Raw genomic sequence first — 24,039 nt, 5'->3', positions numbered from 1 at the left:
GGTCAGCGTTTCATGCCGGTGGTGGCGATGCCTTCGATCAGCAGGCGCTGGAAGAACAGGAAGAAGAAGAACACCGGCACGAGCGACAGCGTCGACATGGCGAAGAGGCCGCCCCAGTCGGAGGTGCTGCTTGAATCGACGAAGGTCCTCAAGCCCAGCTGGATCGTGTAGGTGTTCATGTCGTTCAGGTAGATCAGCGGCCCGAAAAAATCGTCCCAGGTCCAGATGAAGGAGAAGATCGCCGCCGTCGCGAGAACCGGCAGCGAAAGCGGCAGCATGATCTTCCAGTAGATGCGCCAGGGGCCGCAGCCGTCCATCATCGCCGCCTCATCGAGCTCGCGCGGAATGCCGCGGAAGAACTGCACCATCAGGAAGATGAAGAAGGCGTCGCTTGCCAGGAACTTCGGCACGACCAGCGGCAGGATAGTGTTGACCCAGCCGAGATCGAGGAAGAGGACGTATTGCGGGATGAGCGTGACGTGATAGGGGATCATCATCGTTCCGAGCATCATCGCGAACCAGAAATTGCGGCCGGCGAAGCGAAGCCGCGCAAAGGCGTAAGCCGCGAGCGAGCAGGCGACGACATTGCCGATCACCGTCAGGCCCGCGATGACCAGCGAGTTCCAGGAGAACCGTCCGAAGCTGACGTCGAGGCCGAACCAGCCACGCACATAGGAGGCAAAATCCACCGACGAAGGCCAGAGCGTCGTCGAGGCGAAGATCTCGTCCTCCGGCCGGACCGATGCCGAGACCATCCACAAGAGCGGATAGAGCATGGCAAAGGACGCCGCAATCAGTCCGGCATGGATGAGCACGGAGCCGAGGGCGCTGCGGCGACCGGCCGGCGGTGGGGGCGGCGCGGTGATCGAGCTCATGGTCGCGTCAGTCATCGTAATGCACCCAGTAACGAGAGGTCAGGAACGAGAAGGCCGTGAACAGCCCGATTATCAGCACGAGGATCCAGGCGAGCGCCGAGGCATAGCCCATGCGGAAGTTCCCGAAGGCTTCCTGGTAGAGATAGAGCGTGTAGAACAGCGTCGAATTGATAGGTCCGCCGGTGCCGCCGGAGATGATGAAAGCCGGCGTGAAGGCCTTGAAGGCCTCGATCGTCTGCACTACCGCATTGAAGAAGATGACCGGGGTGAGTAGCGGCAGGGTGATCTTGTAGAACTGCCGGAACTTGGATGCCCCGTCGAGGCTCGCCGCTTCGTACATGTCGGTCGGGATCTGGCGAAGGCCGGCGAGGAAGATGATCATCGGCGAACCGAACTGCCAGACGCTGAGGACGACCAGGGTCCAGATCGAATAGTCCGGATGCGAGATCCAGCTCGGGCCCTCGATGCCGAACTGAGCGAGCAGGCTGTTGATCAGGCCGTCGCCGGCAAAGAGCTGCCGCCAGAGCACGGCGATCGCCACGCTGCCGCCAAGCAGCGACGGCAGGTAGAATATGGCGCGATAGACGGTGAGGCCCTTGACGCCGCGATCGAGAAGGATGGCGACGAACAGCGCGAAGGCGAGCTTGAAGGGGACCGACAACACCACATAGAGAAAGGTCACCTTGAGCGAGGCGGCAAATTTCGGGTCGGCCGTGGCGATGCGGACGTAATTGGCGGCCCCGACCCATTCCGGAGAGCGGATCAGGTCGAAGCTGGTGAAGGACAGATAGAGCGAGGCGACGGCAGGTCCGAGCGTCAGCCCGAAGAAGCCGACGAGCCACGGCAACAGGAACATGTAGCCGGCGCCGTGGTTCGTCCAGAGGGCGGCTAAGCGGCCCTGGGCGGCGGGGCGCCTCCTGGCGCCCGCACCGATAGCTACAGCGGAATCCTGCACGGCAGCCATGCTCCTCATCCTCGCGACAGGATCTGGGTGACCTCGTTCACCAGGGTCTCGCCGCCCTGCTTCACATCGAGCTGGCCGAAACCTACCTGTTCGGCGACGGTGCGCAGCGCAAGCTCCGCCTCGCCGGCACCGGAAGGCGGCGGCGGCGGCAGGAGACCGGCGAGCGGGCCAAGACCGGAGACGTAGTCGAGTGCGGCGCGGCCGAGCTCGTCGAGCGTCGGTGCCAGTGCCTCGCGCACGGCCTTTGATTCCGGCACGCCGCGCTCGACGCCGAGGACTTCGGCGGCGTTGGGGTTCGTCACGAAGAAGTTGACGTATTTGGCGCCGAGCTCCGGATCCTTGGTCTGTGCCGAGACCGAGAAGAACATCGACGGCTTGCGGTAGTGGCCGCCTTTCGCGTCCTTGCCGATCAGCGGGTGGCTCCGGAGCGCCAGCTTGTCCTTGTTGATGCCCTGATAGGCGACCAGCTGGTTGGAGTGGGCATAGGATGTTGCCGCCTTTCCGAGTGACAACGGGCTCGTCTCGACATTGAATTGGTCGAGCGCCTGGATATCCGGCGGCACGCAGGCCTTCGCCTCGCGCATAGCCGCCCACATGGAGAACCATTCGGCCGCGTCGTTCGCGTCATAGGCGATCTTGCCCTCGGCGGTGAAAAGCGCCTTGCCGCGCTGACGAAGCCAGTTTTCAAGTAGCGGCTCGACGCCGCTGCCGTCCGACAGGCCGAAATAGCCCTTGCGCTTGCCGGCCTTGGTGATCTCGGCGCCGATCCGGGCCATCTCGTCCCAGGTGGTCGAGGGGGTAGGCAGCTCGACGCCGGCTTCCTCGAAGGCGACCGTATTGACCAGCATCGTTGCCGAGTTCGCGCCCAGGCTGATGCCGTAGAGCTTGCCGTCGACACTGCCGCCCTCGATCTGCACCTGGTCGAAATCCTCGACCTTCAGCACGGAGCCGAGATAATCGTTGAGCGGTGCAAGTGCGCCGCGCCGGGCATATTCGACGATGTAGCGATAGTCCATCTGGATGATGTCTGGCGCATTGCGGCCGGCGACCTGGGTCGCAAGCCGCGGCCAGTAGTCGCTCCAGCCGAGGAACTCGCCGTTGATTGCGACTCCGGGATTTTCCGATTGAAAGAGCTGGTTGACCTTGTTGGTGCGGTCGGCGCGGGCCTGCGAGCCCCACCAGAGCATCCGCAGCCGTGCTTCCTGGGAAAGCGCGCTCGATGCCAGCATGGAATATGAAAGAAGTGCCGCCCCTCCGGCGAGCACGTTGCGTCTCGTCATGCGCATTGTCATCTGTTCCTCCTCCCTCCGGAACGCCTCCACAACGTTCCGTGATGTCGTCCTCTTGCAACAAATAACTAATTGGTTACAAGTTATGGACAAGCAATGGTCCTGTCAAGCAGTTGTGTGCGATGGTATCATTATCTTGTAAGATTTTTTTACAATGTCGCATCGATTGCCATGGATGGCAAGTGGTGCCGGAGGTGGCGGATATGGACAAGCTGCAGGCGGAAGGAAAGGCTAGAAAAGCGGGCAATGGCGGACGGGCGGAGCGGGCCGCGCAGCGCGATCCCGAGCGCACGCGCGCGTCGATCCTTGCGGCTGCAACGGTCGAGTTCGCGGAGAACGGCATCGGCGGCGCGCGCGTCGATGCGATCGCCGAGCGGGCCGGCACCAACAAGCGGATGCTCTACCACTATTTCGGCGACAAGGAGCAACTCTACCTTGCTGTTCTCGAGGAGGCCTATATCGGCATCCGAACAGCCGAAAAATCCTTGAACCTCAGCGATTTGTCTCCTGAGCAGGGGGTGGCGGAGCTGGCCATGTTCACCTGGAAGTACTTCCTCGAGCATCCGGAGTTTCTGAGTCTGCTCGGTACCGAGAACCTGCATCGGGCCCGGTGGCTGCGCCAGTCGACGCGGCTCAAGGAACTGCATTCGCACTTCATCGACAAGCTCGCCGACCTGCTTGATCGAGGCAAGGCGAAGGGCCTGTTCCGGGTCGATGCCGATCCGTTGAACGTCTACCTGACGATCGCCGCGCTCGGCTATTTCTACCTCTCCAATCAGCATACGCTGACGACGATTTTCGGCCGCGACCTCATGGATGAGGCCAATCTCGACGCCTGGAAGCGGCACATCGTCCAGGTCACTCTGGCCTCCATTCGCCGCTGAATCGCTGTCATGTCGTTTTTAATGTTGACAAGTAGGATTTATCTCTGTCACAAAGTAACCGTTTAGTTACTGGCTTGGGAGGGCTGGTCCGCTCCCACGAGGCCTGTCAGGGAGGATACCGCATGCCACGTTTGGGGATCATTTTGCACGGCGTCACCGGCCGCATGGGCTACAACCAGCACCTGGTGCGCTCGATATTGGCCATTCGCGACCAGGGCGGGATCACGCTCAAGTCCGGCGAACGACTGGAAATCGATCCGATCATCGTCGGGCGCAACCGCGACAAGATGGAACAACTGGCGAAGCGCCATAACATTGCCCGCTGGTCGACCGACCTCGACTCCGCTCTTGCCGATCCTAACGATCAGATCTTCTTCGATGCCGGCACGACGCTGATGCGCGCCGAGCTGATCGGCAGGGCGCTCGACGCCGGCAAGCACGTCTATTGCGAGAAGCCGATTTCCGATGATCTGAAGATCGCCGTCAAGCTGGCGCGCAAGGCCCGCGCCTCCGGCCTGAAGCACGGCGTGGTGCAGGACAAATTGTTCCTTCCCGGCCTGCGCAAGCTGGCGCTGCTCAAGGATTCCGGCTTTTTCGGAAAGATCCTCTCGGTGCGCGGCGAGTTCGGCTATTGGGTCTTCGAAGGCGATTGGGGCGTGCCGGCCCAGCGTCCGTCGTGGAACTACCGCAAGGGTGACGGCGGCGGCATTATTCTCGATATGCTCTGCCACTGGCGCTACGTGCTCGACAATCTCTTCGGCGAAGTCCGCGCCGTCTCCTGCCTTGGCGCCACCCATATCCCGAACCGCGTCGACGAAGAGGGCCGGACATATGATTGCGACACGGACGATGCGGCCTATGCGACCTTCGAGCTCGAAGGCGGCGTGATCGCGCAGATCAATTCCTCCTGGACGGTCAGGGTGCGCCGCGACGATCTCGTCACCTTCCAGGTCGACGGGACGCATGGCTCGGCCGTCGCCGGGCTGACGAAATGCTGGACCCAGCACCGCGTCAACACGCCGAAGCCGGTCTGGAATCCCGACCAGCCGCAAACGATCGATTTCTACAATACCTGGGACGAGGTGCCGGACACGCAGGTTTTCGACAACGGCTTCAAGGCCCAATGGGAAATGTTTTTGCGCCACGTCGCCGAGGACGCGCCCTGGCCCTACGGGCTGGAGGCCGGCGCCAAGGGCGTCCAGCTCGCCGAGCTGGGTCTGAAGTCCTGGGCCGAGCGCCGCTGGTTCGACGTACCGGCACTGGAGTTCTAAGCCATGGCGAGCATCGATCTTCCCCTAGAAGGCAGGCTGGCCCGCTACGAGCTCACCGGCCGGCCGGTTCCCCTCAGGAAGCGAGAGGCGGCTGCCTTCCCGCGGGTCGCCTTCGCAGCCGCGCACGTGGTCGCTGATCCGCTCGCCGACAACGACCCGTGGCTGACGCCGGCGATCGACTGGGAGCGGACGCTCGCCTTCCGCCATCGCCTCTGGGATTTAGGCCTCGGGGTGGCGGAAGCGATGGACACGGCCCAGCGCGGCATGGGGCTTGGCTGGCCTGAGGCGCGCGAGCTCATCCGCCGGGCGCTCGCTGAAGCACGCAGCCGCCCCGGCGCGCTGATCGCCTGCGGCGCCGGCACCGACCATCTCGCACCCGGCCCGGAGGTCACGATCGACGAGATCGTCAGGGCCTATGAGAGCCAGATCGAAGCGATCGAGGCGGAGAACGGCCGGGTCATCCTGATGGCGAGCCGGGCGCTCGCCGCCGCCGCCAGCAGTCCGGACGACTATGTCCGCGTCTATGACCGGATTCTCTCGCAGGTAAAGGAGCCGGTGATCATCCACTGGCTCGGCGAGATGTTCGATCGGGCCCTCGAAGGCTATTGGGGCAATGCCGACCATAGGGAGGCGATGAAGACCTGTCTGGCAGTCATCGCGGCGCATGCCGAAAAGGTCGACGGCATCAAGATCTCGCTGCTTTCGAAGGAGAAGGAGATCGTCATGCGGCGGCAATTGCCGCAGGGCGTGCGCATGTATACGGGCGACGACTTCAACTATGCCGAACTCATCGCCGGCGACGAGGAAGGCCATTCGGATGCGCTGCTCGGCATCTTCGATGCGATTGCGCCCGTGGCCTCGGCCGCGCTGGAGACACTGGGCGAAGGGCGGAACGGCGCGTTCTTCGAATTGCTCGAGCCGACCGTGCCGCTGTCGCGGCATATCTTCAAGGCGCCGACGCGCTTCTACAAGACGGGCGTCGTCTTCCTCGCCTATCTAAACGGATTGCAGGACCACTTCGCGATGATCGGCGGCCAGCAGAGCGCGCGCTCGCTTGCCCATCTTGCCGAACTCTTCCGGCTGGCGGACAGGGCCGGGGCGCTCGCCGATCCGGACGTCGCGATCTCGCGCATGAATCGCGTGCTCGCAGTCCATGGCGTGGCGTGAGGCGCGGCCATGACGGAAGCCCCTCGCGTCAAGCTCGTTGAAGCGGAGTTTTTCGAGCGGCCGGTCGATTTCCGCTTTGCCTTCCGCTTCGGCGTGGCGCGCGTCGAGCGCGCGCCGCAGGCTTTCGTCCGGGTCCGGATCGAGGACGAGCGAGGCCGCTCTGCCGCCGGCTGGTCGGGCGAGATGATGATGCCGAAATGGTTCGACAAGAACCCGGCACTGTCGCCGGACGACAATGTCGAGCAACTCCGTCGGTCGCTTCGCCTGGCGATCGAGGGATTGCGATCGCTCAAAGCGAACACGGCTTTCGGTCTGCACGCCGCCGCCGAGGCGGATCATCATTGGGCTGCAGCAAGACATGGTCTGCCCGGCCTTGTCGCCTCCTACGGGCTGGCCCTTGTCAACCGCGCCATCATCGATGCCCTCTGCCGGACGAACGGCATTGGCGCTGTGGAGGCGGTAACCGGCAATCTGCTCGGGATCACCGATGCCACAGCGCCCGATCTTGGCGGCTTCGATCTTACCCGCTTCCTTTCGCGCTTGGGCTCCTCGTCGACGCTTGCCGTCCGCCATACGGTCGGCCTTGCGGACGCCTTGAGCGCATCCGAGCTGGGGCCCGGGCAGCGGCTCGAGGATGGGCTGCCGCAGTCGCTGGACCAGGTGATCGCCGCCTACGGCCACCGCACTTTCAAAATCAAGGTTTCCGGCCGCCCCGCCGAAGACGCCGAGCGTCTGGTTGCGATCGCCGCGGTGCTCGATCGCATCCCCGAAGAGTATAGGGTGACGCTCGACGGCAACGAGCAGTTCGAAAACGGCGAGGTCGTCGCCGACCTTCTCGACCGGATCGAGAAAGAGCCGCGCCTGACAAGATTGCGGGCCTCCGCTCTGTTCTTCGAACAGCCGATCGCGCGTGCGGAAGCGCTGTCGAAATCGGTCGCTGCGATCGCCGCGCGCCTGCCGCTCGAGATCGACGAATCCGACGGCGACATCGGATCCTTCCTGCGGGCCCGCGAACTCGGCTATGCCGGCATCTCGTCGAAGTCCTGCAAGGGCTTCTACCGGTCGCTGATCAACCGCGCCCGCGTCGATAAATGGAACGGCGAGGCCGGAAACGCCCGCTATTTCATGTCCGCCGAGGACCTGACGACCCAGGCCGGCCTCGGCCTTCAGCAGGACCTCGTGCTGGCAGCGCTCATCGGCGCCGGGCATATCGAGCGCAACGGCCATCACTATGTCGACGGCATGGCCCGGGCGCCGAGGGCGGAGCAGGCCGCCTACCTTGCCGCCCATGGCGATCTTTACGAGAACGCCGCCGGACGTGCGCGTCTCGCCGTCCGGAACGGCGAAATCACCTTTGCATCCGTCTTGCGGGCGACTGGCCTTGGCTCCGCGGTCGAGCCGGACTGGGCGTCGATGGCAGGCTGACAAAACCGGGAGGAGAACATCATGCAGGTCGAGGGTCTTTCGATCAATCTGGCGACGATCCGCGAGCAATGCGGCTTTGCCGAAGCCGTGGATGTCTGTTTGAAGCACGGCATCACGGCGATTGCGCCCTGGCGCGACCAAGTGGCGGCGATCGGTCTCGACGAGGCCGCACGCATCGTCCGTTCCAACGGACTGAAACTGACCGGTCTCTGCCGCGGCGGCTTCTTTCCGGCGGAGGAGGCTCTCGGGCGCGAGAAGGCGCTCGACGACAACAGGCGTGCGATTGACGAAGCGGCGGCGCTCGGCGCCGACTGCCTGGTCCTCGTCGTCGGCGGCCTGCCCGGTGGCTCCAGGGACATCGACCGGGCGCGCCGGATGGTCGAGGAGGGAATCGCTGCCGTTCTGCCGCACGCGCGCGCCGCGGGCGTGCCGCTGGCGATCGAGCCGCTCCATCCGATGTATGCGGCCGACCGGGCCTGCGTGAACACGCTCGGCCAGGCGCTCGATATCTGCGAAAGACTGGGTCCAGGCGTCGGCGTCGCGATCGACGTCTACCATGTCTGGTGGGATCCCGATCTCGCCAACCAGATCGCCCGGGCGGGCCGCTTGAAGGCGATCCTCGCCCATCACATCTGCGACTGGCTGGTCCCGACCAGGGACATGCTGACCGACCGCGGTATGATGGGGGACGGCGTCATCGATCTCAACGGCATCCGCGGCCAGATCGAGGCGGCGGGCTTTTTTGGCGCTCAGGAAGTCGAGATCTTCTCGGCCGAGAACTGGTGGAAACGCCCGGCCGAGGAGGTCATCGCCACCTGCGTCGAGCGCTTCCGAAACTGCTGCTGAGATGACCAACTCGGATATACTTCTTACAAGCAAGGGATCGCTTTGGTACGCATCCGGGTTGACTTCCTCGTGTATCGATCGGTAACATGTATTCTAAATTTACATGTTGTTCTTTTTGCCGCCGGTCGCGCGGCGCGACTCCAGACAGGATTGCGTGAGAGATGATGGATGACAAACGTCGTTTTGCGCTGGTCGGCACCGGCAACCGCGGCACCACCATGTGGGGCAAGGATCTTCTCGCCGGGTGGCGCGGCTTCGTCGATCTCGTCGCCATAGCCGATACAAACGCGTTGCGTGCTGAGCGTGCCCGCACGATGATCGCCAGCAATGCGCCGATCTATGGTGATGTCGACACGATGCTGGCCGAGACGCGGCCGGATCTGGTGATCGTCTGCACCCCGGACGACACGCATGACGATATCGTCGTCAGGGCGCTCGAATCCGGCGCCGACGTCATCACCGAAAAGCCGATGGCGACGACGGTCGAGAAGATCCGCCGTATTCTCGATGCGGAGAAGCGCACAGGGCGGCGGGTGGATGTGTCCTTCAATTACCGTTTCGCGCCGACGGCGGCACGGATCAAGGAAGTACTCAACGCCGGCGAAATCGGCCGCGTCACCTCGGTCGACTTCCACTGGTATCTCGATACCCACCACGGGGCCGACTATTTCCGCCGCTGGCACGCCTACACGGACCGCTCGGGCAGCCTCTTCGTCCACAAGGCGACGCATCATTTCGACCTTCTGAACTGGTATCTCGACAGCGAGCCGGACACGGTCAGCGCCTTTGCCGAGCTGCAGGTGTACGGGCGCAAGGGCCTTTTCCGCGGCCCGCGCTGCAAGCTCTGTCCCCACAAGGAAAGCTGCGATTTCTATCTGGACATCGGAGCCGATCCATTCCTCGACGCGCTTTACGAACAGCCCGCCGAGATCGACGGCTATTTCCGCGACGGATGCGTCTTCCGCGAGGACATCGACGTTCCCGACACGATGGTCGCGAACATCCGCTACCGCAACGACGTCCACGTCTCCTATTCGCTGAACACCTTCCAGCCGATCGAGGGTCACCACATCGCCTTCAACGGCACGAAGGGCAGGATCGAGCTGCGTCAATACGAGGACCAGCCCTGGGAGACGCCGCCGGAGGATGTCATCCTGCTCGTTCGCAACTTCCCGAAGGGCCAGCCGGCCGTCGAGCGCATCAAGGTGCCGCATTCCTCGGGCGGTCACTACGGCGGCGATGACCGCATGCGCAACATGATCTTCAAGCCCGGCATCACCGATCCGCTCGGGCAGCGGGCCGGTGCACGGGCGGGCGCCCTTTCGGTTCTCTGTGGCATCGCCGCGCTCAAGAGCGCACAGAGCGGCATGCTCATCCGGCTTGCCGATCTGATGCCAGACCTTTTCGAGGACCAGTCCGCTCCGCGATTTGCGGCGCAAGCCTCGGCTTCCGGCGGCCGCCGGTGACGTCCGTCGGAGCGTGGCCTCTTCGTTTTGGCATTACAAAAGCGTAACTTCGGTCTGAGACCGGATTACGCTATCAGTCGGTCGCACCTCGACACGATGAACGGAGCGCTCCGATGCCTATGAAACGAAGAACCATCATTCTCGGCGGCGGCGCGCTGCTGGCCGGAGCGGGTGCCGTCTTCGTGGCGCGCGGCAGCGGTGGCGGCGGCGCGCCCATATCGCGCCACAGCTTCGACTGGAGGGTGTCCGACTTTCGCGCAGGCGGCACGGCGGGGATTTCCAGCGCATTGCCGGAGCCGATCTTCCGCGCCGAGCCCCAATGCATCGCGACGCTCGCCCAGACGCTCGGGCCCTGCCACACCAACGATGTGCCGATCCGCAGCGACGTGACCGATGGCGTGGCGGGACTGCCGACCCGTATCAGCCTTCGCCTCGTCGAGGCTTCGACTTGCAAGCTGGTCGAGGGAGCGGATGTCGAGATATGGCATGCGGACGTCCGCGGCGTCTATTCGGGCGAGGCGGCGGCAATGTGCAATGCCGATGACGCCGTGGCGAGGGGCACGAGCTTCCTGCGCGGCCGGCAGATCAGCGATGCCAATGGCGTCGTCAGCTTCCTCACCGTCTATCCCGGCTGGTATCCGAGCCGTGCCGTCCATATCCACCTGCGCGTTCTTCTCGGCGACCGCGAACTGCTGGTCAGCCAGCTTCTCTTCGACGATGCCTTGAGCGACCTCGTCTATCAGGGCCACCCGGACTATGCGGCGCGACCAGTGCGCGCCACTATGAACGGCGGCGATACGGTGTTCTCATCGAGCAATGCGGCGCGTTTCATTTTCGATTTCGAAAAGCTCGACGGTGGGGTGCTGCAGGCAAGCTACACGGTTGGCGTCGCGGCCTGACTTCCTGCGACAAGGGTGCCATTGTGGCCCCGCCTGCGCCGGCGCCTGCGCAGAATCAAGAAGCGTCTCGCATTCGCCGGCAGGCTGCGCTACATGAACCTCCGCATGCTGCCTTCGCGGCATTTCCCGTCGAGGTCTTGAGCGATCGAGACTCGCTGCCAAGCTCGGCGGCAATCGGGCGATAGGAAAGCGGAACTTCGAAGAGGCCCGACGTCGCATGAACAATCCTGTCGATATCGTCATCTATCACAATCCTGCCTGCGGCACGTCTCGCAATACGCTGGCGATGATCCGCAACGCCGGGGTCGAACCGCACGTCATTGAATATCTGAAGACGCCGCCGAGCCGCGCCCTGCTTCAGCAGTTGATTGCGCGGATGGGCCTGTCGGCTCGCGACCTGCTGCGGGAGAAGGGAACGCCCTTTGCGGAACTCGGGCTCTCCGATCCGGCCCTGACCGAAGAACAACTCCTCGACGCGATGCTGGAGGATCCAATCCTGATCAATCGGCCGATCGTCGTCTCGCCGCTCGGGGTAAGACTGTGCCGCCCGTCGGAAACGGTGTTGGACATCCTGCCGCAAGGGCAGCAGGGCGCGTTCGCAAAAGAGGACGGCGAAGTCGTCGTCGATGCGAACGGCCGCCGCGTCTAGCCCTCGGGCCGTGGAAGCGTGAGAATATGAGCGGCCGGTTTTCGGCCGGATCGCTCGAGTTGTAAGTATTTTCTGCACGGCGACTTAAAGCCTCGCGGATACCGTGCTCCCCATCAGGTCTAAAGGGAGTTCGAGCCGTGCAAGCGCAAGGGAAGATTTCGTCCGGGACATACGGGAACCGCGGTAAGGTCGTGCGGTGCGCGTTTGCCGTGCTCGTGGCAGCGACGCTTACGGGATGCTCCGCCACGACCGACCAGAGCATCAAGACCGCTTCGCTGAACAAGCAGGTCGGCTATGCGGTGCCGGGCAAGAAGCCGGTCAGGAACAAGCAGGTCGCCGTCACCCAGCGGGCGGTCAAACTGGTGCGCACCACCTATCTCGGTCGCGCCCCTTATATCTGCACGCCGAGCGGGTTCGGACGGACATCCAGCTGCTTCCTGAGATAAGGGCGGAGTTGCGCGCCGGGGCCGGGGCTCATCTGCGGAGCCGGATTATGCGTCGGCCTCGGGAATGCGCAACTCCTACTGCATGCTTCCTTAAATCGCAGGCGATCCAAGGATAACATGCAGTATTTCGAAGAGCGACAGCGACCTGGTACGGAAAAGATGCACGGCGGGCGTGGTGCGGGTCACTCGCCGATCCTGATCCGGATCGCCTCCAGTCGGTCGCCCACATGGTTGCCGCGACGCAGCGTGGCGAGTTCGGCGTCCGCCCACGCATGAACACGTGCCACTACGGCGGCACCGATGCTGCGGACAAAGGCGACTGTCAGGAGCAATGGGCGGAATGTCGACATATCTTAGTCCTTTCTAAACTATGGTTATCGATCGGTTGTTTGAAGTGCGACGCGCCAGTCCGGCCGGCCGTAGCCGTCCGGCCAGTCATAGATCTCTCGATCGTTGAAGTAGACGACGGCGGTGAGCGCCGGGAACTCAGCGTGCCGTTTCGCGACGCTTTGGGCCCAGCTCCCCACATAGGAGACGTCGCCTTCATAGCCGAGTTCGGCGACCATGATCGGCTTGCCGTAATTCTTGACGCGCTCATAGCCTGGCGCGAGCCGCTCGACGAAGCCCTGGTCGCGGCCGGTCTTGTCGCGGTCGTATCTCTGATAGCCGAACACCGAGAGTCCGATGATATCAACGACGTCGTCACCGGGATAAAATGCGTCGAGCCCCTCATTGCCCTTCGGCGACCACATGAACTTCGCGGTCGTTAGATGCGCGCGGCAGACCTTCACTATCCGCCGAAAGGCCGCGGCGAAATCCTTGCCTTGCCAGTGCGCCCAGGAGAACTGGTTATCCGTCTCGTCCATTTCCTGCCCCCAGCGGATGATGACCGGGCTCTTGAGGGTAGCCGCGGTCGAGCAGACCGCGGCCATGTTCCGGTCCCGTTCCCCGCCGAGGATGCTCTTGAGCAGCCCCCGCGACGACAGGCGCCATTTGGGCGACCACGACCAGGGTTCGATGGTGATCATCAGCGTACGTCCGCGCGCATGGGCATATTCATCGGCTGCGTTCAAAGTGCTGAGATCGACGTCTTCCCAGGGCAAGAAGAGATGCTCAATCCGGGAAGCTGAACGCTCCGAGAAATCTCCCTGCGGATCATAGGCGCCGAAGGTGATCGAGTCCTGGGTGAGGATCGGCCGCTTCTGCTTTGTTTCAGCAGTATTTTCGGCAGGGCCACCGGGCAGGCTCGCCGCCAGAACGGCGCCTGAAAGCATGAGCCCGGCAATGGCGAAGCCGATTGTCCTTGATGTCCTGTCCATCTTATTCCTCCATCTGCTGTGTGTTTCCTGGTTTTGGTTCGGCGAGCCTTGCGAGGCCGAGCCGAACCGGCGCAGTCGAATTCGTCCTGTCATGGCCTGTCCTCCGCATGCGGCTGATCCTCCGGCAGAAAGATCCATTGCGGCCGGAACACGGTCTTGCGCGAGGTCGCTCCGCCTGCACCCGCCACCGAGTAGCGCTCCTCGAAGAGCCGAATGTGATCCGATCCCCAGGAGAGCGCTTCAAGGCTGTCCCTGCCGTGCTCGGCGGTTGCGATGCCGGGCAGGATGACGAGCGACAGGAGTCCTGCCGCCATCGCCGGACGATAGAAGCGCGGTGCCGCGGCGATCCTGTTCTCCCGTCCATGCCGGAGGACGATGACGATCAGGAGCAGGCAATAGGTCCCGGAGTTCATGATCGCAAAGAGATAAAAGCCCTTGGCCTCGCCGACATCGCCGATAAAGAGGACCGGAAGGACCGCTGCGAGCGCGAGGCCGACATAGGGTACGAGGACGCGCAAGGGCAGCGGGTCGACTTCCGAAGTGCCCTTCGGGGTGACGCGGAAATCCACGAAGGATCCGGTGAGCCAGTCTCGGACTGCAGCCAATGTCCCGATCAGCGCCCACGGCCAGCGGGCAAAGAGGAAGAGCATGCATTCCCAGCTCAGGATCTTCGCGTCGCATGGCCGGAAAGTCCCGGTTGCCCGCCAGCGATAGGCCATCAGGATCAAGACGATCGAAAGCGGTGCGAAATGCGCCAGGAAGTCCGGGTAGGTGACGTCGACGAGGCTTTCGCCGCGGACAAGGGCCACGACCGGCATCGCGAACATCAGCGCCATGAATAGCGCAAAAAGCGGATACCAGAGCTGAGAAAACAGGAACTGCAACCTGAGGCGGAGCGGCAGCTTCCCGACGAGGCCGGGGGTGTATTGCAGCAGCAGCATGACCAGGCTGCGCGACCACTGGAATTCCTGCGTGACCAGGTCGCCGAAGGTGCGCGGCCCGTCGCCATGGGCGATCGCCTCGAGGGCATGCACGCCCCGCCAGCCGGCCGCGTTCATCATCAGGGTCGTCGAATGGTCTTCCGCAAGCTCGGGACCGAGACCGCCGATCTCCTTCAGGGCCGCCGTGCGAACGGCGTAGTGCGAGCCGATGCAGAGCGGGGCCAGACCGCCATTGTAGCCGGCCTGGAGCGCGCCGTGCATGCTCGCCTCGGCACAGAGCCTTCCGCGCGCCGACCAGCTCTCGGCGGCGTTCCTGTCGCATAGGCTCGGCGCCGATACATAGCCCACCTTCGGGTCGGCGAAGGGACGCAGCATCTGGAAGAGGTAGCCGGGCTCCGGAACATGGTCGGCGTCGAGCTGGGCGACGAAGTCGTAGCGGTCGTAACCGTAGTGGTCATAGAAGAAGGCGAGGTTGCCTTCCTTGCAGCGGGTGCGCCGCGGCCAGGTGGTGCGATGATAATCGGCGCGGCCATTGCGGGTGGAAACGAAGACGCCGTGCCTGCCGCACCAGTCGAGCGTTTCGCGAGAAGGGTCTTCGTCGGCAAGCCAGGTGTCGTGCGGCACGTCCTGGGCGAGCATTGCGTTGAGCGTCTCGGCCACGACACCAAAGGGTTCGGAGGCCACCTTGGTGACGACCATGGCGACGCGGCTGGCAGCCGGCAGCCGCAAGGGACCGTTCGGCTTCCTGGCGCGATAGAAGACGGCGATGAAATAGCCGGGCAGGAGGGTTATCCAGGCGAGCACGGCGGTCACCATGAGGCTTCCGAAGAGGTCCCAGTGATGGCGTGGCTCCAGCCACCAGACCCAGAGATAGGCGAGTGCGGCGAGCCAGGCGGCCGCCCCGACAAGATACTCGGCCCGGCGATATCCGGTCAGGACTGGCACCAGCAGCGGTTCGTCGGCCGTGTCGCCGAAGCCTGTGGTGTTCCTGGTGAACGGGTGGGTCACGGGCGCGCCTCCAGACCGAAGAATGGGGCAGCGGTGCGCACGATGGTCTTGAGGTCGGAATATTGCGGTGAGAAGCCCAGCACCTCGCGAGCAAGCTTCGCATCGGCGTAGAGGATCGGCGGGTCGCCGGCCCGACGGGGGCGGATCGCCACCGGGACATCCCGTCCGGTGACTTCGCCGATCGTGCTCAGGACCTCGCGGACCGAAAATCCGCGGCCGGACCCGAGGTTGAGGGCAAGGTTGCTGCCGCCCTCGGCAAGATGCCGGTAGGCGAGCACATGCGCCTGCGCGAGGTCGGCGACGTGGATGTAGTCGCGCACGCAGGTGCCGTCGGTGGTGTCGTAATCGTCGCCGAAGACTTCGAGCTTGCCGATCCGGCCGGCTGCGGCCATCAGCGCCCGCGGAATGAGATGCGTCTCCGGCTCGTGCCACTCGCCGAGGTCACCCTCCGGATCGGCTCCGCAGGCGTTGAAATAGCGCAGCGCCACATAGGAGAGGCCGAAGGCCGCAGCGTAGTCGGACAGCATGTGTTCGGCGATCAGCTTCGTTCTGCCATAGGGGTTGATCGGTTGCTGCGGCATCGCCTCGTCGATCGGCAGCACGGCCGGCACGCCATAGGTGGCGCAGCTCGAAGAGAAAATCACTCTTCCAAGCCCTGTTCGCCTGCAGGCGTCGAGCAGCGACAACGTCCCGCAGACATTGTTGTGGTAGTATTTCGCGGGATTGGCGACGGATTCGCCGACATAGGCCGATGCAGCGAAATGGATCACCGCGTCCGGCGCATAGTGCTCGATGACCTCGATGAGATGCGCGGAGTCGAGGATATCCCCCTCGATGAACGGTCCCCAGCGTACCGACGAGCGGTTGCCGGTCGTCAGATTGTCATAGGTGACGGGCTCGAAACCCTCCAGTCGAAGGAGCTTTGCGGTATGGCTGCCGATATAGCCGGCGCCGCCGGTCACCAGAATGCGTGGCGCGGTCATTACGCGACCTCCATGAATTCGTCCGATTGCGTGAGAAGCACTTCAAAATGGTCGATCGTCCGAACAAGGCCCGCTGCAAGCTCGACCTCGGGACGCCAGCCCAGCTCCCGTTCGGCAAGGGAAATATCAGGGCGGCGCTGGCGTGGGTCGTCGACCGGTAGCGGCCGATATGCGATCTTCGATCGCGAGCCGGTCAGTTCGATCACCTGTTCGGCGAGTTCGCCGATCGTGAATTCGCCAGGATTGCCGAGATTGATCGGCCCGGTGAGCGATGCCGGAGAGGCCATGACGCGAATGAAGCCGTCGATCAAATCATCGACGAAACAGAAGGAGCGGGTCTGCGAACCATCGCCGTAGATCGTGATGTCTTCGCCCTTGAGTGCCTGGACGATGAAGTTCGAGACGACGCGGCCGTCATCCGGGCGCATCCGCGGGCCATAGGTGTTGAAGATGCGGACCACCTTGATCGCAACCTGATGAGCTTTGTGGAAATCGAAGAACAGGGTCTCCGCGCAACGCTTTCCTTCGTCGTAGCAGGAGCGAGGGCCGAAGGGATTGACGTTGCCCCAGTAGCTCTCCACCTGCGGGTGGACCTGCGGATCGCCGTAAACTTCCGACGTCGAGGCCTGGAGGATTCGCGCGCCGTAGCGTGCCGCAAGCTCAAGCATATTGAGGCTGCCGAGCACACACGTCTTGGTCGTATGAATGGGATCGGCTTGGTAATGCGGCGGCGATGCCGGGCAGGCGAGATTGTAGATTTCGTCGACCTCAAGGTCGATCGGTTGCACGATGTCGTGGGCAACGAGACTGAAGCGGTCGAAGCGCTTCAGAGGCTCGATATTCCGGCGCAACCCGGTCGAGAAATTGTCGGCGCAGATGACCTCGTGTCCTGCCTCGAGAAGCAGTTCGCAAAGATGTGACCCGAGGAAACCTGCGCCGCCAGTTACCAGAATCCGTTTCGGGATGCCCGGAACACGCAATACTTTATCTTTTTCTACAAATTTATCTAAATTACCGCTGAGTACATTTTTCATATAATGCATAAGTGGCCCCAAAAACTTAAAACATGCATTGCAGTAAACAACCCAGTGGGACAGTATGATTTGGTAATAAAAATTATATACAACCAAGATATTAACAGCGCCCTTACTCAATACTTGGCGTTGTCTATGAGTGTATGATTACAACTGACCGGGGCGATTGTCATTATCCTGCAATCCCGATAATTATCGGACCGTGCATTTCTACTAAAAATGGCGTAGAACTAGGCTCTGCTAAGTGCTGAGTGGGCTCCGCACGACGCCATACATCGATGCGGCTGTGTAGGTAGCCACGCCCAGAACGTGTAATCGCCTGCATTCGAGGGCGGGAGAGTCTGTATGCGTGATCGTTCTACGGGGGCCGAGTCGGAAGAGGATCATGCCGGGGCGCCTGCGACGCAGGCGCAGTCGGAACGCCGCCGTTGGCCGCGTGAGCCCTCGGTTCAGCCTATCCCGCGATCGGACGCGCTGGCGGCGCTGACACCCTTGCATTTCTCGACGCGTGAGCTGCCACCGGCGGCGCAGTTTCAGACCTGGCGAGCCCACATGGCGTCCCTGGTCGAGGTCAGATTGCCGGACAACGTTCCGCCGGAGGACGGGTTTGTCGCTGAGCAGACCGCATGGCATTGCGGCAATCTGCTCATCGTTCAACAGCGGGTTCCGGGCCACAGCTACCTGCGCCCGCAGGCGATGCTGCGCGCCAGCCCGATCGACCACTGGTATGTGGAACTGCTTCGCAGCGGCATGACCTGGACGGAAGTCGATCGCCGAGTTGCTGAGAACGGGCCCGACAGGCTGGTGTTCCGCTCGCTCGGCTATCCGTTTCGCGGCCGGACGACAGCAGCGGACGCCGTTCTGCTGTTCATGCCCTACGAGCTTTTCGCCGACGACGCCGCCGTGCTCGGCGAAACCAACAATCTGGTATTGTCGGGCAATCTGGCCGACCTATTGATCAACTACATCGACGGCGTCGAGCCGCGCCTCGATCGTCTGACGGCGGAGGAGATACCGCGGATCGTCCGCACTGTGCACGACATGGTCGTCGCTTGCGTCGCCTCGTCGGCGAAGCCAGATGCCGCGGGGCAACAGACGAACAAGGGAATGATGGAGCGGGCGCATCGATATATTCATCTCAACCTGCATTCGGCCGATCTGACGCCGGATGCTATTGCCCGAGCGATCGGCATCTCGCGCACCCGGCTCTACCAACTGTTCGAAGCGAGCGGTGGTGTTCTCAACTATATCCGCAGGCGTCGGCTCCAGCAGGCGCATGCGGCGCTCAGCGATTCGGCCGACAGCCGGCCGATCGCCGAGATCGCCGAGGCTGCCGGTTTCGACGTCGCCGCCAATTTCACCCGCGCCTTCAGCCACGAATTCGGGGTGAGCCCGCGGGAAATCCGAAAGGCCGCGGCAGCGGAGCGCCCTGTCGCACCGGCCGCTCCGGTCGAGCGGCACCGAGGATCGACGATAGGCGACTGGCTGAAGACGCTCGGCAACTGACGGCGCGTCGAGGCTGTGAGTCCAAGCTGGTCTGATTGGGAATGATGTGCGGCGCAATCGCGCGGCCCGATTTCAGCCGAGCCGAAGATCAATGCCCGGATGCAGCTTCTTGAGGTTCGGCAGCGACTTGGATTGCCAGGGGAACTCCGAGCTTCCGCGCACGGTGAACTGAATGTTCGGCCTCTTGCGCGCCTCGATCGTCAGTTTGGCAAGCAGATTGATGCCGGACGAATTGAGAAACTGCAAGCCGGTGACGTCGACTGTGAGGCGGTCCGGTTCGGCTTCGAGAATGCTCATCACCAAGGAATAAATCGGAGCATAGGCCTCCGTGCTCGGCAGCCGCATGGTCCCATCGAAGTAGATGTCCTTGCCCTCCGACCAAACGCGGTACTCTTCTTCCTTGATTTCCATGGTTTTCGCTGCCATCAATTCGAGGGTTCGGGGACTGTGATCGATGCATAGGTCTCCAGCGGGATCCGGCTCTCCTGTTCGCCGGATCCGAAAACCCAGGCAAAATGAGCGCCATAATCGCTCATGAGTGTCAGGAGGCCAAGTCCCGAGCCGCTGGGGCTCGCGCCTGATGCATTCTCTTCAATCCGTTTTATTAGAAGCTCGCCCGGATCCCCCGTTGTGATCTCGGAGAGCAGATGCTGGAAGCGTTGCGCCGTTTCCTTGTCGACGAAATTGGAGACCTTAGCACGAAAGGCATTGGACGCGACCGCGGCCTCGACAACGATTTCGCCCGAGGCTCGGAACTTCACCGCATTTTCGATGAGCTCGTTCGTCAGATAGCCGATATTGTGCCGCACCTCCTTATAAAGGTTGCGGGATGTCCGATAACGCAGCGCGACGAACTCGGCGACGAAATCCGAGGTCATCGCGCAATGCTTCCAGCTCAGGTCCAACGGTCCTTCGAACAGCCGAAGCGTCGTCACGTTTTCGCCCGTACCGACGGCCAAGTCTGCCATTCCATATAAGGTCGTCATCCGCCTACCTGTGTCTCATCACTACGACTGTTATATCATCGTGGATCTTCTGTGTGCCGATATGCGCCATCAGATCCTCGAGAATTCCCGCTTTGACGTCCTCAGCGCTCTGGCCGTGGCGACGACGAGCGCTTTCGCAAAGCCTCTCGATACCGAAGAGCTCTCCGTTCGGCCCCTCCGCCTCGGTCACGCCGTCAGTGTGGAGAATGACCATGTCGCCTTGGGCAAAGGCGACCTCCTGGGTTGCTACGAAGGGCGAGATATCAGGCTCCAAGCCAATCGGCAGGCCGAGGTCGAGCGTGTCGATCCGCTCGACGCTCCCGGCGCCCCGCACCACGATCAGTTCCTCATGCTGGCCGGAAAGCATCAGACGGGTTCCGTCATAGTCCAGGAAGGCAAGGGAGAGATGTTTGTTCGCGTTGGTTCTGACGATGTTCTTGTAAAGGGCGCGGTTCACCCGGTTGAGGAACTGCGACGGATCCATGTCGCCGGCCTCCTGCAACGCGCGGGCCACCGATTGAACCATCAACATCAGGACGCCGCTTTCCAGGCCGTGACCGGTCACGTCGCCGATGCCGATCTTCAGCCGCTCTCCGTCCCTCAGCACGTCATAATAGTCGCCACCGACTTCGTCGGCGGGCCGCATGTAGGCGGCAATATCGAGGTTGGCAATTTCCTCGAGTTCAGCCGCTTTCGGCAGGACCATCATCTGGATTCGGCGGGCGACGTCCAGCTCGGCGCCGAGGCGCACGTTCTCGCTGCGCAACTGCTCGTTGAGCGCCGAGATCTGCAGGTTTGCCTCTTCGATCTCCTTCGTCCGGTCCTCGACAAGCTGCTCCAGATTCTCGGTATGGTAGCTGATCTGCTCGGCCATGCGGTTGAAGGCGGCGCCCGCTTCCCCTACTTCGTCGCGCGTCGGAATATCCACCCGGACGGAATAGTCCTTGGTCTGGATGCGCCGGGCCGCGTCGGCGAGCGCGCTGATGCCGCCGGTGATGCGCTTCGATATGGCGAAAACGGCCGAGGTGACGAAGAGCAGCGACACGAGCAGCGCCAGGACCTGGTAGATCAGGATCCTGTTCGTCGCTTTCGTAATGCCGGCCTGCGCGGCGAAGAGCGAAGCGTAGATTTCACGCTCCGGCACGACGACGCCGAGCAACATTGATTCACGACGAACTGGGCCGGAGACCCACAAGTTCGACGGCTGCAGCTGTTTCAGGACGACGAGATAGGGCACCTTCTCGCCGTTTTCATCGAGCAGGACATGCTGCAACAGGCCGTCCTGATCCAGCGGCAACTTGGCGATTGCGGCTTGTGCGCTGTTGCGCAGCGAGCGATCGAGACCCGTCACCCCCTGGCTGCTGGTGTCGCTCGACGACTGGAGGCCGATCACCTTTTCGCCGACCGGGTTGATGGCGACGACATTGCCGTCTGACATGGTGAGGAAGCCGAAGCCATTGTCGGCGACCCGGACGTTCTCGACGATCTCTGCCAGTTGGTCGAGGGTGATATCGGCGCCTGCGGCACCGGCTACCCGGTCACGGTCGCGCGACCACAAGGGCTGGAAGAAGCTGACGATCAGCTTGCCGGTGATCGCATCCGTATAGGGCGCCGTCTGCGTGATGTCGCTGTTCACCGGACGAGACGCGGGGTTCTTGGCCCATTGCTCCCACGATTCGTAGAGACCGGGGAAAAAAAACGGCCAGAACTCGGCCTGGTTATGACCGGGATACAAGCGGTCGAATGTCTGGGCCTGATCCGTATAGGGGGCCGTTCGGAAGATCGGCCGCTCCTTCGGGCCGATATAGTACATCTGCAGCTTGGATTGACCGTTGGCCAGCAGGCTCGGAGCGACCAGGTCAAGGACCGCGCTGTTCTCAATGTCCGTCTGGACCTCTGGCAAGGGGGCGTGGTTGGCATCGAGCAGATATCCCCAGACGCTGACGACCGAAAGGGGGCCCGGCCGGTTCTGGGCCCATCCGCCTTTTTCGTCATAGGTGACGGTCACGGTGCCGGGGGCGCCCCGTGCCATCGCTTCGCCGATCTGGGACTTCCTGACGGGACGGTCGATCTGCGCCTGGAGCACGCCCGCCAGCGTGCCGACGTCGGAGTGCACCTGGTTGAGAAGCAGGTTGACGCGAGCAGCCGTCGTTTCCGCATAGGAACGGATGTAGTCCTGATTGGCCTGCTCCAGCCCTTGGCCGACCTGTGCGGTCGCGTCGCGCGAAAGCCTCTGCACGTTCCAGAGCGCAAGGCCGCCGGTGACGAGCAGATCGAAGAGCACGGCCCCGCCGACGACAAGGATGAACTTGGCGCGGAACGAGCGCAACCCGAGGCGGGTGGTCCCTTGGTCGAACGGCTTCATAGCGGCTTGCGCCCCGATGCTGCCCAGATCGGCCAGCCAGCGTAGCCCTTGGGGTGGAGGGCCGCGAAGATGTGATCGCGGAAGCCCTGGCGGAAGCGCTCGATGAATTCCGGAGGGTCGCCGCGCTTCACGGCCATCTCGCCGGCATAGACATTCTCCCAAGCGGTTATGATGTCGGCGAAGTCCTGCGGGTCCCCGTCGAGATTGGTGACCATGAAGGATTCGACGCGGATGTCATCGAATCCGGCATCGGCGAGATAGCGGCGGCTCTTCGGCCCGAGTTCCACATCCATCTCGAAATGGCTGAACAGCTTGGCAACCTCATTATAGGTCCATTGAATGCTCTGCGCTCGCGGTTCGCCAAGGCAGTGCGAATTCTTCTCGTTGGTGATGTACACGCGTCCACCGGGCTTGCAAATCCGGTAGAGCTCCTTCAACAGCAGGTCCGGCTGGTTGAAGATCTGCAGCGAATGGCGGCAGGTCACCAGGTCGAACTGATTGTCCTCGAGCAGCATCTCGGATGCGTCGCCATAGGAATATTCGATATCCGAGATGCCGAAATTCTTCGCGACGTCGCGGGCATAGGCAAGGCTTGCCTTGGAGTGGTCGAGCGCGACGATGCGTGCCGGCTGGAATTCTTTGCGCACCAGCACCGCGAAGTCGCCGATGCCGCAGCAGATGTCGGCCATGACGATTCCCGGGCGCATGCCGTGGCGCGGCAGGATCTTGCGCTCGTGGCGCCAGGTCATTTTGGTTTGCGTGCGCAGGATCGGAATGAAGCTGGTGTCCTCGACGAAGCTCTGACCTGGATAGAACTTCGAATCGTAGACCTCGACGGTGATCTGCGGTTCGATCTTGCCGAGATGCCGGAACATCCGTTCGGTCCAGCCGACGACGCTCGACGTGACGACGACGAAGCGGATATCGGAACGCGCGCGGCAGGCGTCCAGGACCACGCGCGAAAAGGCGTGGAAGGCCGTATTGTTCATCTGCGCGAGGCGCTTCACATTGATGTAGAGGACGCCGCGGGCCTCTTCGATGGCGTTCCTGAACGTCGAAATGCTGTGAGCGATCTCGTCGACGGAGCGCGGACGGATGACGCCGGCAAAGGAGAACTCCTGGCTGTTGGCGTCGAATTCTGCCTGAAAGGGCGCTGCAAGCATTGCCGTACTCAACTCACAATTACTTCAAGGGGGAGATCCACAATGATGGTGATCGTCGGGGGGCCTTCTTCTTCGAGACGAATCTCGGCATCGAAATTGATCGCCAGATCCAACAGGATGGCTTCCCGACTTGGGCCAAGATCGGTTGAAAGAGCGTCCAGGTAACGCGCGTATGCGTCGTTCCGATGGGTTTTCGCGACCGCCTCGCGGAAGAACTGTCGCTGGCCGGGCGGGCAGGGAAAGGAGAGTTTCACACGCTCCTTTGGACCATGCCGATAGACGGCGCAGCCGATGCGGCCCTCCGGCAAGCCGCCGCGAAACGATACCTCCAGGAGTTCGTTGAGCGCGGAGGAGAAAAAGTTCGAATGTCGCAACGGATCGGTCCGGTTGTGACTGATCATCCGCGCCATGTAAGTCGACAACTGATCGCAATGGTGCCAATCGGACAGGAAGGTTCCCATCTCCATCTCGAACTGGAGCAGGGGCTCGAACTTCGTTTCCGCTGACTGCCTTTGGGCTGCGTTCATGCTGCTTTCTCCGACTGTATGAGCGA

23 protein-coding genes are annotated in these 24,039 nt (G+C 62.6%); 10 read left to right on the top strand and 13 right to left on the bottom strand.

Going from position 1 to position 24,039, the window contains the following annotated elements; all coding sequences use genetic code 11:
• Window positions 1-2 precede the first annotated feature (2 nt).
• Genes USDA257_RS06570 through USDA257_RS06560 form a run of 3 tightly spaced genes read right to left on the bottom strand, consistent with a single transcriptional unit; the run spans window position 3 to window position 3,131 of the window.
• A complete protein-coding gene (locus USDA257_RS06570) occupies window positions 3-890 on the bottom strand; it encodes a carbohydrate ABC transporter permease (protein WP_014762124.1) in 888 nt (295 codons plus the stop codon).
• A complete protein-coding gene (locus USDA257_RS06565) occupies window positions 883-1,839 on the bottom strand; it encodes a carbohydrate ABC transporter permease (RefSeq protein ID WP_014762123.1) in 957 nt (318 codons plus the stop codon). Before USDA257_RS06565 ends, USDA257_RS06570 begins: the two co-directional genes overlap by 8 nt.
• Window positions 1,840-1,844: 5 nt before the next feature.
• The gene (locus USDA257_RS06560; protein WP_014762122.1) at window positions 1,845-3,131 is read right to left on the bottom strand and encodes an ABC transporter substrate-binding protein; all 1,287 of its coding nucleotides are present in this window, start codon (window positions 3,129-3,131) and stop codon (window positions 1,845-1,847) included.
• Between the two features lie 200 nt (window positions 3,132-3,331).
• Here USDA257_RS06560 and USDA257_RS06555 point away from each other — a divergent pair, with 200 nt between their 5' ends.
• The 9 genes from USDA257_RS06555 to USDA257_RS06515 all read left to right on the top strand — a co-directional run bounded on the left by USDA257_RS06555 (window position 3,332) and on the right by USDA257_RS06515 (window position 12,181).
• Window positions 3,332-4,012: a TetR/AcrR family transcriptional regulator gene (locus tag USDA257_RS06555; RefSeq protein WP_014762121.1), complete on the top strand. Its 681-nt coding sequence runs from the start codon at window positions 3,332-3,334 to the stop codon at window positions 4,010-4,012.
• Between the two features lie 122 nt (window positions 4,013-4,134).
• Complete coding sequence (locus tag USDA257_RS06550) at window positions 4,135-5,283, top strand: Gfo/Idh/MocA family protein (RefSeq protein WP_014762120.1); 1,149 nt, start codon at window positions 4,135-4,137, stop codon at window positions 5,281-5,283.
• Between the two features lie 3 nt (window positions 5,284-5,286).
• On the top strand, window positions 5,287-6,450 hold the full coding sequence (locus USDA257_RS06545; protein WP_014762119.1) for a dihydrodipicolinate synthase family protein: 1,164 nt from the start codon (window positions 5,287-5,289) through the stop codon (window positions 6,448-6,450).
• 9 nt (window positions 6,451-6,459) lie between these two features.
• Complete coding sequence (locus USDA257_RS06540) at window positions 6,460-7,875, top strand: enolase C-terminal domain-like protein (protein ID WP_014762118.1); 1,416 nt, start codon at window positions 6,460-6,462, stop codon at window positions 7,873-7,875.
• Between the two features lie 21 nt (window positions 7,876-7,896).
• Entirely contained in the window at window positions 7,897-8,721 is an 825-nt protein-coding gene (locus USDA257_RS06535) for a sugar phosphate isomerase/epimerase family protein (protein ID WP_014762117.1), read from the top strand.
• Between the two features lie 161 nt (window positions 8,722-8,882).
• Window positions 8,883-10,187: a Gfo/Idh/MocA family protein gene (locus tag USDA257_RS06530; protein WP_014762116.1), complete on the top strand. Its 1,305-nt coding sequence runs from the start codon at window positions 8,883-8,885 to the stop codon at window positions 10,185-10,187.
• Window positions 10,188-10,300: 113 nt separating this feature from the next.
• Window positions 10,301-11,086, top strand: a complete 786-nt coding sequence (locus tag USDA257_RS06525) for an intradiol ring-cleavage dioxygenase (RefSeq protein ID WP_014762115.1) — start codon at window positions 10,301-10,303, stop codon at window positions 11,084-11,086.
• Between the two features lie 217 nt (window positions 11,087-11,303).
• Window positions 11,304-11,735 (top strand): arsenate reductase (glutaredoxin), encoded by a 432-nt coding sequence (arsC, locus tag USDA257_RS06520; RefSeq protein ID WP_014762113.1) that lies wholly within the window; start codon window positions 11,304-11,306, stop codon window positions 11,733-11,735.
• Between the two features lie 137 nt (window positions 11,736-11,872).
• On the top strand, window positions 11,873-12,181 hold the full coding sequence (locus USDA257_RS06515) for a hypothetical protein (protein WP_014762112.1): 309 nt from the start codon (window positions 11,873-11,875) through the stop codon (window positions 12,179-12,181).
• A gap of 182 nt (window positions 12,182-12,363) precedes the next feature.
• Here USDA257_RS06515 and USDA257_RS36560 read toward each other — a convergent pair whose 3' ends face one another.
• The 5 genes from USDA257_RS36560 to USDA257_RS06495 form a co-directional block, all read right to left on the bottom strand.
• Window positions 12,364-12,531 (bottom strand): hypothetical protein, encoded by a 168-nt coding sequence (locus tag USDA257_RS36560; protein WP_153297022.1) that lies wholly within the window; start codon window positions 12,529-12,531, stop codon window positions 12,364-12,366.
• Window positions 12,532-12,555: 24 nt separating this feature from the next.
• Window positions 12,556-13,500 carry a glycoside hydrolase family 26 protein gene (locus USDA257_RS06510; protein WP_041413957.1) on the bottom strand — a complete coding sequence of 315 codons (945 nt, stop codon included), beginning with the start codon at window positions 13,498-13,500 and terminating at the stop codon, window positions 12,556-12,558.
• 89 nt (window positions 13,501-13,589) lie between these two features.
• Window positions 13,590-15,449, bottom strand: coding sequence for a glycosyltransferase family 2 protein (locus tag USDA257_RS06505; RefSeq protein ID WP_014762110.1), 1,860 nt, complete (start codon window positions 15,447-15,449; stop codon window positions 13,590-13,592).
• Window positions 15,446-16,432 (bottom strand): UDP-glucose 4-epimerase GalE, encoded by a 987-nt coding sequence (galE, locus tag USDA257_RS06500; RefSeq protein ID WP_014762109.1) that lies wholly within the window; start codon window positions 16,430-16,432, stop codon window positions 15,446-15,448. Before galE ends, USDA257_RS06505 begins: the two co-directional genes overlap by 4 nt.
• Window positions 16,432-17,475: a UDP-glucuronic acid decarboxylase family protein gene (locus tag USDA257_RS06495; RefSeq protein ID WP_014762108.1), complete on the bottom strand. Its 1,044-nt coding sequence runs from the start codon at window positions 17,473-17,475 to the stop codon at window positions 16,432-16,434. Before USDA257_RS06495 ends, galE begins: the two co-directional genes overlap by 1 nt.
• Window positions 17,476-17,811: 336 nt before the next feature.
• On the opposite strand from USDA257_RS06495, the gene USDA257_RS06490 reads away from it, so the two are divergent.
• On the top strand, window positions 17,812-18,972 hold the full coding sequence (locus USDA257_RS06490; RefSeq protein WP_014762107.1) for a helix-turn-helix transcriptional regulator: 1,161 nt from the start codon (window positions 17,812-17,814) through the stop codon (window positions 18,970-18,972).
• A 72-nt stretch (window positions 18,973-19,044) separates the two neighbouring features.
• Here the strand turns inward: USDA257_RS06490 and USDA257_RS06485 are convergent, their stop codons facing one another.
• Genes USDA257_RS06485 through USDA257_RS06465 form a run of 5 tightly spaced genes read right to left on the bottom strand, consistent with a single transcriptional unit; the run spans window position 19,045 to window position 24,013 of the window.
• On the bottom strand, window positions 19,045-19,383 hold the full coding sequence (locus USDA257_RS06485) for a slr1659 superfamily regulator (RefSeq protein ID WP_041413956.1): 339 nt from the start codon (window positions 19,381-19,383) through the stop codon (window positions 19,045-19,047).
• A gap of 14 nt (window positions 19,384-19,397) precedes the next feature.
• Window positions 19,398-19,958 carry a slr1658 superfamily regulator gene (locus USDA257_RS06480; RefSeq protein WP_014762105.1) on the bottom strand — a complete coding sequence of 187 codons (561 nt, stop codon included), beginning with the start codon at window positions 19,956-19,958 and terminating at the stop codon, window positions 19,398-19,400.
• A 4-nt stretch (window positions 19,959-19,962) separates the two neighbouring features.
• Window positions 19,963-22,323 (bottom strand): SpoIIE family protein phosphatase, encoded by a 2,361-nt coding sequence (locus USDA257_RS06475; RefSeq protein ID WP_014762104.1) that lies wholly within the window; start codon window positions 22,321-22,323, stop codon window positions 19,963-19,965.
• On the bottom strand, window positions 22,320-23,498 hold the full coding sequence (locus USDA257_RS06470) for a class I SAM-dependent methyltransferase (RefSeq protein ID WP_041413955.1): 1,179 nt from the start codon (window positions 23,496-23,498) through the stop codon (window positions 22,320-22,322). Before USDA257_RS06470 ends, USDA257_RS06475 begins: the two co-directional genes overlap by 4 nt.
• Window positions 23,495-24,013: a hypothetical protein gene (locus tag USDA257_RS06465; RefSeq protein ID WP_014762102.1), complete on the bottom strand. Its 519-nt coding sequence runs from the start codon at window positions 24,011-24,013 to the stop codon at window positions 23,495-23,497. The genes USDA257_RS06470 and USDA257_RS06465 overlap by 4 nt, the downstream gene beginning before the upstream one ends.
• Window positions 24,014-24,039: the final 26 nt, after the last annotated feature.

Source organism: Sinorhizobium fredii USDA 257 (assembly GCF_000265205.3).
GTDB lineage: Bacteria > Pseudomonadota > Alphaproteobacteria > Rhizobiales > Rhizobiaceae > Sinorhizobium > Sinorhizobium fredii_B.
Note: the sequence above shows the minus strand (reverse complement) of the source record. Positions and strands in the feature narration are given on the sequence as shown.